This is a genomic window from Methanohalobium sp. (assembly GCF_018609725.1).
Lineage (GTDB): Archaea > Halobacteriota > Methanosarcinia > Methanosarcinales > Methanosarcinaceae > Methanohalobium.
In genome coordinates, this window is the sequence record NZ_JAHENT010000001.1 from 1 (window position 1) to 10,786 (window position 10,786).

The window sequence follows — 10,786 nt, forward strand, 5'->3', positions numbered from 1 at the left end:
TTAAAGGATTTCTCAGGTTTGTAAGTCCAAGAACTAATATTATTTGTTTTGCATTTAGGACATTTGCCCTTCATCAAAACCACCCATGTTCTTTGGCTACAATTGCTAGCCTATGCTTCCAATCTTCCCCGTTATCTAGGTATCCATTCTCTCTAGTTTTCTTCATGGTTGATATCCTCACTTTCTACCGTATAGCTACCTGCTGACATAACTGCTTGAGGTTTGTATTCACTGAATACTGCTTTAGCATCATCAAGAACTTTCGATGTAACTAGAATATTTGGATAGCTGTATTCTACTAAGGCATCTTCATCTAACTTCTTTCCTTCTCCATTGATCCATTCTCCTAGTTCTGTATCGATATGGGTAAAGAGTCCATCAGGACCGGCAGAAGTATCATAAGGCACTCTAGCATAAAGCCTGATGCCTTCGCTTTCGCTTTCATAGGTCAATACGACTATGCCACTAGCTACATCTACTACTGAATGGGTCCTAACTATACCTTCTACTAGTTCTGCATCGCATGGGATATCTGTATGTCGTTTCATTGTTCTATTCCTTTTAACCCTCTTTGAGCTACCCATTCCTTAATGCGTTTCTCACTGCCCCAGGCACCCCCAGGACATTCATTATAGAGCCATATTACCCAATCCTGCATATGATCCTGATTCTTACTATCTGCCCTACCAAATGCTTCTACTAGGTTATTGGCTAAAACGGCAGTAAGAAAGTCTCCGGGATGCCTGCCTTCTTCGACATATTTTCTAGCCGGTTCTTGCATGTGTTCTGGTAGTCTACTGTAGTCTGTCATTGTGCTAGTGTTCTGGGGTTGTCTTTGAAGTGAATAACATCGCATGCGGGATTACCACATACGTATGCTTTCGCTTTTCCACTTATCTGGGTTGTTAGTTGCGTTACGATACTTTCCGCTTTGTAACTGCATTGTGGGCATTTTGCTTTCATTATTTCCTTTCGCATGCGTGTATGGCTACTAAGGCAGGCTCAGGGGATACTACCAACATATCCAGAAGATACCGGCTATTCTCAACCCCTGAGATTAGGCAGGCACAGACTGGTTTTGCTTCCCCGTATGATTGGGCTTCGCAAAATCGATGCGATAGCCCTAAATAGGGACTAAGGGGCAAAATCGGCAGTCTGCCATCATGCCCTGAGCTTACGTCAAAGGCACCCTACAAAGGGCCTTCCCACATGCGATATGAGAAACCCAGGGATAATAAATGTATCTTAAGAAAAATGGTAGTTTAGCTGGCTACCTACTGAACTTCTACATCATAGGACCGTTCAAAGGTGTTAACTTCCCCATCTGCATGGATACGGCAGGTAACACCACTCAGGCTTTCCCCTGCATCTGCCAGGGCAGCTAGGAGCCTACTGCTGGACGTAAGCAGGTAGTATTCTTCTCCATCCTCCAGGGCATCATTCCCCATTGTCTCAGGCTCACTGCCCTGCTGAGAGCCCACATATTCGACAGGGAAGCGAACTGCATCCCCTGCCTCTGTTTCGATTTCTTCGCCTTCATCCTGAAAGCGGAAATCGGTCCATTCCCCATCCCCGATTGTCGAAGCAGCGACAAAATCTCGATCCTCAGTAAGGTTGTCTCTCCATCCCATTGTTCTAATAATCGATGTTTTCTGCTGCTACTTTTGCCATGTGTCGAAGCTCAGTAGTCGTAATGTTGTTTTCAGACTCCCCGATAGCTTCTTCTGGAGTATCGAATACAAATCGAAGGAACTGCATAACTTCTTCTTTTTCAAGTTTCTCTACCACTGAATCCGTATCTTCTGCCCTAACTGCTAGGGTAGCTCCAGAAAGGGCAGAAGCAGGAACATCCTCAGGGATGTTCTCAAGTGTTTCTTTCAGTTCACTCATTGGCTATCTGTCGGGGAACCCTCCCCGACATTCATAGAGAAAACTGGAGTAGTATTTATATCTTTTTACCGGATGTATGCATATTCATAACTGTCACTAATTAGCTTCCCTTCTATTGAAATCCATTTGGACCATAATCAGATACCAGATGAAGATGATCATAGCTAAGTAGAAGGCTAGTGAAATTGAGCTAACTAATAGAGCAAATGTGAATATGATGAAGATAATGCTAAGTCCTGCCCAAATAGAGATTAATAGCGTAAAGACAGTTCCTAAGACAGTAGCTACAAAAATCCAGTGGAATGGTTGACCTAATCCATCTTGGAAAGAACCCACAAAAGCAATTATCCACATGGGGGCAGGCAAATGTTGAATATTCTCCATGCCAACATTTGCTACATATACAGTAGTATTATCGGTTAAACCTGAATACTCTGCATAGAGGGTAGTAGATGCATTTACATCCCCACTGAATAAAGTTCCATCGATGGGCTCTACTATAGTTGTATTATTTGAAGTTACCACTGCCGTATCTAAGACACTTTTTCCTTTGATATCATGGGCAGGCATGTAGTATAATACATCATATGTAGCGTTACTTTTGGGCTTCATATGGCTAGGGGCATCTAACACTATCCATCTAACTGGGGCTAGTGTATAATTCTTAGTTTCATCTGCTATGATTAATGAATTATTATCGTATCTAGTGTTATAGTCTTTAGCTTTAATAGTGATATCGTAATTTCCTTCAATAATTTCAAGTGTATAGTATCCGCTTTTATTTGTAGTAGTCTTTTCGTAATATGTCCCATTGAAAATGATAACTGCATTAGTAACATCTTTACCTAAGGTATCAGTAATATATCCATTAATCGTATATTGGGCTTCCCCAGGCAATAAGTAGAAATCAATTGTTCTATCATTAGTGATAGAAGTATCATTTTTCCATTTAGTAATATATCCATCTTTCTTAGCATATGTGTTATAAGTTCCTTCTAATACTTCAATCGAATAAGTCCCATCTGCATCAGTGATATCAGTATAAGGCCCTATACCCACTTCTGCCCCAGTAACAGGATCATCCCCTGTCTGAGATTCAGTTAATACCTCTCCTATCACTGTATGCACGTTATCAGTATCATTCCCAGGGGATTCATTTAAGATGAAATCTACCTGGGTATCACCTTCAACAATAGCAGTGGTACTATTAGATTCATATCCCTCTTTGAATGCTTTAAGTTCGTATGTTCCATTATCTAAATTCACTGCATAGTATCCAGATGCATTAGTGGTAACAGTTAGCTGATTGTCTATAATTACGGTAGCCCCTTCGATGGCAGAAAGATTAGTATCAGTTACATATCCATAAAGGGTTTTATTTCCTACTTTTTCCCCTGTCGATCCTTCCTGCTTATCTAGATAGAAGTCTTTTTGTGTATTTCCATCAACCACTAAATTAGAAAAGAATTTAGAATCATATCCTGTCTTACTTACTGTAGTTTCATATGTTCCATTAACTAGTCCAATCTGATAATATCCAGATTCATTAGTATAGGTTTGATAGTTCCCTACTTTTATTTGAGCATAGCTTAAGGCTTCTCCAGTATCATTATCATACACATACCCAGTTAAGTTTACGTTTGTCTGTGGCGTTATAGTAAAGTTAATCTGTGTATCAGATGATATAATTGTATCATTCTTATAGGTGGCTTCATAATCTTCTTTATATGCACGAATATAATCATAATCATTAGCTGGAATGCTAAACTCATAGTAGCCTGCAATATCTGTCTGAGTAAAGTATCCTTCAATGTAAGGGATACCACCTTCTGTATCTTCTTCTAGATATGCATGAATAGTAGCATTAGGCACCCTTTTCCCACTGATGCTATCCGTAACAAAGCCATAAACGGTATAATTAGCAATATGTAGAACTGCATTTACTGTCGTATTAGATTCAATGGTAATATCTTCTTTATAAACAGGAACATGATTAGGCTTCTTGAAGTAGATATTATATTTACCTTCTTGCACTGTTAGTTCATAATTACCTAATGAATCTGTAAAGGTTCTATAGTCGGGAGTATCGCTATGTGGATCATCATTCAAGTCATAAACTTCTACAGTAGCATTCTCTATAGCATCATATGTCTGGTTTACCACTGTCCCATTTAGGGTATGGCTATCTTTTGTAGAGCTTATAGTAACATTAGGAGAATTAATCAAATATGTAGTAGGCTCAGAACTACCAAAACCTGCATTATCGCTTTCAATACTACCATTCTCAATATAAAATCTCCTATGGTTTCCAGTACTATCTACAACATAACCCAAACCATTCTCAGAAACATCTACATAGCGAACATTATTACTGATAACATTTGTTTCATAGTTAAATGTCCCATCAGCTAATCCCCCTGAAATTTTTCCATCTAATTGCCCTATTACCCATCTATTCCCATAATCTGCCCCAGTAAGAACACTAAAGCCTAAATTAGTAGTGCCTATAGTCCATTGAGAACTGCCGGTAGCATTATATTTTACAAAATACGGATTGCCGCCTTTATTTCCTCCTAAATATACAGCATTCCCCGTTTCATTTGTAAACCCACCAAATATTTCAGTATCATTCTCTAAGAAGTGGGTAGGGGTTCCATCATCTACACTAGCCCTATACACCCAGGAATATTGTCCTGAGCTACTGATAGATTCAGTATCTTCCCTGATATAGAGATACTGATCAGTATTACTAGCAGGATCAGGCACAATAACCTGCATGGGGGAGGTTTCAACCCCATCTTTAGTTAGGGCATTACGTTTAGCCCATACGTAACTGCCCATGTTATCTGTATCTACTTTCATGATATGTCCCCCTTCTCCCTCAAAGGGATAGCCTGTCACATAGAGATATCCTGCCTGGTACTCCATATCTTGAATCTTCTCAGCATACTGTAGCAGAGTGCTAGAATCATGTAAATCAAAGACAGTAGAATACTCATAAGTACCCACTTCTGTCGTAAGATTTCCAGCTATTTCTTTGATGTATGTTTCTGGGGGACTATCGGTTTTGTTTTCAGTATAAGCTACATAGATATTACCATCAGGCACTACCTCTAAGGTAGTATAATCGATATTATCTGCATAGGTAAGTGTATAGTGATTTACAATCCTACCACTATCCATATCTCTTTGCTCTATAGTCGTATTATTAAGTGCATAAATATACTCTAAACTGGTATCTCCGATAGTAGTTAAAGGAACATCCTTTGTAGTATCAGATGTTATATTTACATCTTCTATATAATATGGCTCATATCCTTCTTTGAAATAATATACATTGTATGTATCTGCTTCTATTTCTACACTATAGTTCCCCTGGGCATCTGTAGTAGTTGTATAGACAGGATCATCATTATCATTAGGAGAAGTATCATTGTAATATACTTCTACCGAAACACCTTCAACCCCACTAAGAGAATGGGTAACTGTCCCATTGAGCCATACCTTCCCTGCTTTTTCCTTTGTTTCAAATGTATCAGTAGTACTAGAACTGCTAGCTACTGCTATATCTAAAGGTGGATCGATATCTACCTTTTGAACATTTGATAGCCCATAGTTGTAATATGTACTACCATCTTCTAAATCATAAACTTCAATGCTTCCATCATCATTTAATGCGGCATAAGCTATCTGATTCTCTGCATCAATAGCCATATCTTCAACCCATCCATTAACAGTTCTATTATTCAGGATATTTCCACCAGTATCATATTCATGGATTTCACCTTCTCCACCCACATAGATATTACCTGTAGCATCATCTACCCCTAGCCCATGTCCTGTAGTAGGTGGGTTTAAACTCCATTGTGAGCTACCTGTAGTAGCATCTAATGCATCAATTCCATTACTAGCTCCATCCCGTAAAACAATAACATCCCCAGAGACAGGATTATAATCTATATGATGAACATCATAATTAGTATTTGTAGTTGTTACCTGAGAACCATTTGATTTGTATCTAAAGATAATATCCCCCAGTTCTCCCCCTGAATAGTAGTAAGGGGCATCTTCATGGGCTTCTACTACAATATTCCCACTATGTGATCCTGTATCACTCCATATTAAACTACCAGTCTGATTATATGCAAAGGTTCCACCCCCACTATGTAAGCCCACTAGGACATAGCCATTACTAGCATCTACATCAATCGTAAAGATATCTTCGCTAAAGCTTTGGGTCCATAGGCTATTACCGTTAGAATCGTATGCTTCTAGGGTAGTATCCCCTGATTTTACATAAATTTGGCTATTATTACCATCGATAGCACTAGCCCCATCATACGTTAAGCTATGACTTTTAGAAAAGATGGTATCCCCAGGGGCAGCTAGGGCTATGCCTGATGTTATACCTATTACGCACAATACTACCAAACCGATTTGGATTATGTTTTTGTGTTTCATTGTTATCACCCAATCCATAGGATTTCAACCACTATCATGATGAATTTACTAAATTCATACATGATAAGGATCAATGGGATAAGTGAGATAGTAGCTACAAACCCATTACCTGCCGCTATGATACTACTATACGATACTAATAACCAGTGGAATAATCCGATAAAGAAACTAACTACATCGAAGATAGCCCCAAACGTATTAGTCAAAATCGTGATAAATGTCCCAAAGCCCCAAACGAAAATATGAGCTAGATATCTTAACTGTCCCACAATTCCCCCATAGTCCCCACTATCAATATAGACCCATGTAATTTTTTCTGCATCAGATGTATATTCTCCCTTAATCTCATTCCCCTGCCCATCTGCTAGATGATATTCACTACCAGGAGAGACAGTAGTATTAGCTAATACATTCCCACTTTTATCATCCATCCTAATTTCCCAGGTAGTATTAGCCGTTTCTTCTACCATTACTAAATCAAAATCGGCAAATGGCTTAAAGTAGTTACCTACATAAGGATCACTCGCATTTACATAGCCGCTATCTGCTTCTGTAGGAGTGCCTGGGAAATCCCCCGCAAAATCAAATCGATCAGTAGTCATATTAAACTCTGGGATATCATCTGTAGTAACATCTGCATCAACAAAGCCTAGCCCTGGAATGATGAAAGTCATAAGGATAATTGCTAGAAGCATGCCTATCAATATCGAAACATCGAAGCGTGTAATATTCATTGTGAATCCCCCATAAAGTTGTCATACGTGATAAAGGCAGTTCCCAAGATTAGCAGGATCAACCAGAGATATAATGCATTGTTATAGAAATTTAAAGTACTTTCACTGCCGATATATACAAAAGTCATATAGCTACCCATAAGTCCCATTGTGCCATTTTTACTAAACATGCCTATAATACCCATTAACAATATCATCAGCAGTAAGAACACATGGATATTAGTGAATAGGGCAAAATCCCAAATCATGAGCTTATACCTCTTTGTGGGCTATAAAGTAGTCCTAAGACAATACTCAATAATAGCAATATAATACCTATGGCTATTGTAAACCAAACCCACATAAAGCTAAGGTCAAACGCTACTACTGCTATGAATCCAAAGATGGCTATACTAAGGCCCAAAAGCCCTGGGGCAGAGTTTACAACCATGCTTATCACTCCTATTAAACCATAAAAGACTATCAATAAAATACTTAATTGTGTCGAAAGATAGCTAGGAGAGACTATCGAAACAGGGGCTTCTTCTGTAGTGGTTGTAGTGGTAGTAGTTTCGGTAGTTTCTTCTGGTAAGGCAATTTCTACACTATCAAGCGATGGAGTAATACTTATATCAGAAGTGGATAGAGAAATATCTAGCCAATAGATATTCCCTTCATCAGTATAACCCTCAAGTGTATCCAAGATATACGTATTAGTCCCATCTGCTATTGACAGGCTTACCATATTATCGGTTGATCCATCCCCTGCCAAATCCTCATATACATCTATACTGATACTGGTTGAACTGGGAATAGAGGCAGTAGTAGTTAACTCTATCTCCCCACTATCTGTTTGAGCTTCGACAGTAGAGACTAGGCCCATCCCACTCATTCCCACGCATGCACGTATGAGAAATTTACGGCGTTTCATCTTGGAACCTCATGGTAAATAAGCTCACTATTGCTATTCCACTCCATGAACTGAAATCTATCTGCATATGGTGACATATATGGTCCGGTTATTTGCATATCGCTATAGCTAGTAGATTTAAAAGTAGTATAACCATCAGATACCATCTGATTTGGATGATCCTGTATCTGCATATAGATATTATATCCGTTACCATCATCGAATAGCCAAAAGATAACAAATCCGCTTTTATCATTGAGCCATTGAGAGACTATCTTAGTATCTGTCGGCAGGCTTTGATTTGTGAATGTCCCAATATTATAAAAAGTTCCATAGTCATTACGGTAGATATCTCCATATTCATCTATGTGGGCTATTACAGGTACATCATCAGCAGATTGTACAATTGTCAACCCACCGGCTAAGGCTCTCCCTCCAGGTAAATCCCGCCATGATCCATAGCCACCTGCTTTATCGATAGAACCCCAGGCAGGGCTACCGTCCCTAGTCCCATAGAAAACTAATTCATCTACTAGACTGTATCCATCATGATACGTAAACATCTTTGAATCATCTACAATATAATTACGTTCATTAGTAGGCCCATAGGTATGAACCTTCGATAAACTACCTGATTCATAGAGATAAATCTCTATCAAATCGTAAAGGGTTCCTTTTATTTTTCCTGTCGAAGGAAAGGCCAAAAGCCAATATGAGGCATCTACACTATCCACAATTAACGGATATGTATAAACAATTGAATCATAATCTGTAGGAATGGTAGTAGATTCATACGCATTAATACCACTATCTCTATTTGTATCATACACATAGAATCCCACACTAGTCCCATCATACGGATAGATAGCGGCTATCTGCAATAGCCCATGATCATATGCACATGAATAGTATCCATCTTGGCTAGTATGATGAGGATTATTATATAAAGTCCATGATTCTCCAGTATCACTGAAATAGATAGATGGATCATCTGGGGAATCCCTTACCCAGGTTTCAATATATGAACTATTGATTAAGTTACGTAATGGCAGATAAAAAGGCATGGTAGTACTAATAACAGTTTTACTAGCTACCTGGGAAAGTTCTAAATTCCCATTAGTAATATTGATATTGTTTTTTGATTGATATGCTTCCCAATCACTCTGAGTATCCCAAAGAGTAGAGGCATTTACTTCTCTTTCATCAGTAAGCAAAGACCCATCTGATGCATAGCTTAGTTGCATACTTACACCTTAGTCCCATAAATTGCATACAGTGATAAACTGAATGCTTCTGATATCACTGTTAGCAGTAGCCCAATCCATACGAAAAGGAAATCAATACCTAGAGCAATAGCAGAGATAAAAGCAAAGAAGCTAAACATCCATACGAAAAGGGAAATAGCTGAATACATACGGATAGCGATATACCCAGAAATACCAAAAAACCCCACAATCAGGATAGCTAGTGCTATATCGATGCTTTGGGGACTTATCACTGATTCTAAGGCCATGCAAAAACAAACGGATGGAAACGGTATTATCCTTTGTGGTAAACACTTACAGCATATCCTAGGATGAATAGGAATGCCGTAAGCAGGATCATCAGGGGCAGTACCCCAAAGAGGGTGGTAACTCCCCCACTCCATCCGTATGTTTTCGGATATTCGTAAGTAACAGTAGCGTTAGATGGGGATGTAATATTATCGTTATAAACGGTAATATCATTCCCATCTACCGTGACTGTCTGGTTCGCACCCTCAGACAATGCCGTAATAGAAGCACTATCTACGTCATTGTAAACCGTAACGTCGATAGTGTTTTGTGAATCGCTAACATTATCTAGGGTGGCATTCAAGTCATGCGTCAGCGTTACTGTTTCGCCTTCTGTTTGATCGAAGGTAACACTAGAATCTGAATAAAAAGAGCTAATAGCTACCGGCATCATGAAGGCTAGGAGTAACGCTATTACGGCTACCACTAGGACCACTCCTAGGGCTCTACCTGGATCAAGTGTTTTAGCCATAAGATATCACCTAGCAGATTTTTAGTTATCTGCTATGTGTATCCTTTGTAGCTAGCAATGGCCCATCCGACGACCACCAGGAAGAATGCCAACACAATCAGCAATGGGAGAATATCCCAAATTGCCTGGGTTCCACTGGACCAAGATGATGTGTCTACACTTGTAAGCTCATTGATTGCGACAGGGAGAAGGAATGCCGCCATGAGGGACCCTACCAGAAGGGCTACGACAATCCCGACTCCCTGCTCAATCATGTTCTCAGTACTGGGCATGGCGCATGTAGTAATGCGAAAGCCCTGATATTAGGTGTTTCGACGCTTAAGCCTGAGATATTACCCATGCACATAAAATGTTATAAGGTAGGTGGTAGTAGTATTTTCTATGAAGCTCTTAGCCAATCTGTTTCTGAGCCTGGCCAAAGGCTTTGCATCGCTTAGTGGTAGAGAACTAAGCGCCATTATCGGCAGGACCGATTTCAGAGTAGAGTTTAGAAAGGCGACTGATACAGATAATTATTCATGGGAACAATTCTATGATAGCGGGAATATCTTCTTTGAAGGCTTCGCTAATCCTGTAAAAATTGATCCACCAAAACTTAATGAATCTCTTAATGAAGATAACTTTAGTCCATCAGAGAAATACCGTATGGGAATGCAGATGAATCTTCTAAGCCAAGCGTTTGATACGCATGGTAAAGGTCTAGACCTAATGGAGAAGCTTCTTATAGCTAATATTGGGGCAGTTCTACTGATTGGGGCTATCTTAGTGGTGCTATTAGGATGAATAA

At 39.3% G+C, this 10,786-nt stretch carries 12 protein-coding genes; 2 read left to right on the forward strand and 10 right to left on the reverse strand.

The features are described from left to right. Nucleotides 1–152: 152 nt before the first annotated feature. The 3 genes from QZ276_RS00005 to QZ276_RS00015 are packed head-to-tail and all read right to left on the reverse strand — an operon-like array spanning nucleotide 153 to nucleotide 963. Nucleotides 153–548, reverse strand: coding sequence for a hypothetical protein (locus tag QZ276_RS00005; RefSeq protein WP_292484103.1), 396 nt, complete (start codon nucleotides 546–548; stop codon nucleotides 153–155). Beyond that, the gene (locus tag QZ276_RS00010) at nucleotides 545–781 is read right to left on the reverse strand and encodes a hypothetical protein (protein ID WP_292484105.1); all 237 of its coding nucleotides are present in this window, start codon (nucleotides 779–781) and stop codon (nucleotides 545–547) included. The genes QZ276_RS00005 and QZ276_RS00010 overlap by 4 nt, the downstream gene beginning before the upstream one ends. A 26-nt stretch (nucleotides 782–807) precedes the next feature. After that, nucleotides 808–963: a hypothetical protein gene (locus tag QZ276_RS00015; protein ID WP_292484107.1), complete on the reverse strand. Its 156-nt coding sequence runs from the start codon at nucleotides 961–963 to the stop codon at nucleotides 808–810. A gap of 13 nt (nucleotides 964–976) precedes the next feature. On the opposite strand from QZ276_RS00015, the gene QZ276_RS00020 reads away from it, so the two are divergent. After that, the gene (locus tag QZ276_RS00020) at nucleotides 977–1,138 is read left to right on the forward strand and encodes a hypothetical protein (protein WP_292484109.1); all 162 of its coding nucleotides are present in this window, start codon (nucleotides 977–979) and stop codon (nucleotides 1,136–1,138) included. Nucleotides 1,139–1,274: 136 nt separating this feature from the next. Here QZ276_RS00020 and QZ276_RS00025 read toward each other — a convergent pair whose 3' ends face one another. The 7 genes from QZ276_RS00025 to QZ276_RS00055 form a co-directional block, all read right to left on the reverse strand. Beyond that, nucleotides 1,275–1,631, reverse strand: a complete 357-nt coding sequence (locus QZ276_RS00025; protein WP_292484111.1) for a hypothetical protein — start codon at nucleotides 1,629–1,631, stop codon at nucleotides 1,275–1,277. A 4-nt stretch (nucleotides 1,632–1,635) separates the two neighbouring features. Further along, entirely contained in the window at nucleotides 1,636–1,890 is a 255-nt protein-coding gene (locus QZ276_RS00030; RefSeq protein ID WP_292484114.1) for a hypothetical protein, read from the reverse strand. Between the two features lie 96 nt (nucleotides 1,891–1,986). Further along, complete coding sequence (locus tag QZ276_RS00035) at nucleotides 1,987–6,351, reverse strand: carboxypeptidase regulatory-like domain-containing protein (protein ID WP_292484116.1); 4,365 nt, start codon at nucleotides 6,349–6,351, stop codon at nucleotides 1,987–1,989. 5 nt (nucleotides 6,352–6,356) lie between these two features. Further along, the gene (locus tag QZ276_RS00040) at nucleotides 6,357–7,085 is read right to left on the reverse strand and encodes a hypothetical protein (RefSeq protein WP_292484118.1); all 729 of its coding nucleotides are present in this window, start codon (nucleotides 7,083–7,085) and stop codon (nucleotides 6,357–6,359) included. A 244-nt stretch (nucleotides 7,086–7,329) separates the two neighbouring features. Then, the gene (locus QZ276_RS00045) at nucleotides 7,330–7,947 is read right to left on the reverse strand and encodes a hypothetical protein (protein ID WP_292484119.1); all 618 of its coding nucleotides are present in this window, start codon (nucleotides 7,945–7,947) and stop codon (nucleotides 7,330–7,332) included. Between the two features lie 44 nt (nucleotides 7,948–7,991). Further along, entirely contained in the window at nucleotides 7,992–9,218 is a 1,227-nt protein-coding gene (locus QZ276_RS00050; RefSeq protein WP_292484121.1) for a hypothetical protein, read from the reverse strand. 295 nt (nucleotides 9,219–9,513) lie between these two features. Further along, nucleotides 9,514–9,999 (reverse strand): hypothetical protein, encoded by a 486-nt coding sequence (locus QZ276_RS00055; RefSeq protein WP_292484122.1) that lies wholly within the window; start codon nucleotides 9,997–9,999, stop codon nucleotides 9,514–9,516. 381 nt (nucleotides 10,000–10,380) lie between these two features. Here QZ276_RS00055 and QZ276_RS00060 point away from each other — a divergent pair, with 381 nt between their 5' ends. Further along, entirely contained in the window at nucleotides 10,381–10,782 is a 402-nt protein-coding gene (locus QZ276_RS00060; protein WP_292484124.1) for a hypothetical protein, read from the forward strand. The last annotated feature ends 4 nt before the right edge of the window (nucleotides 10,783–10,786 follow it).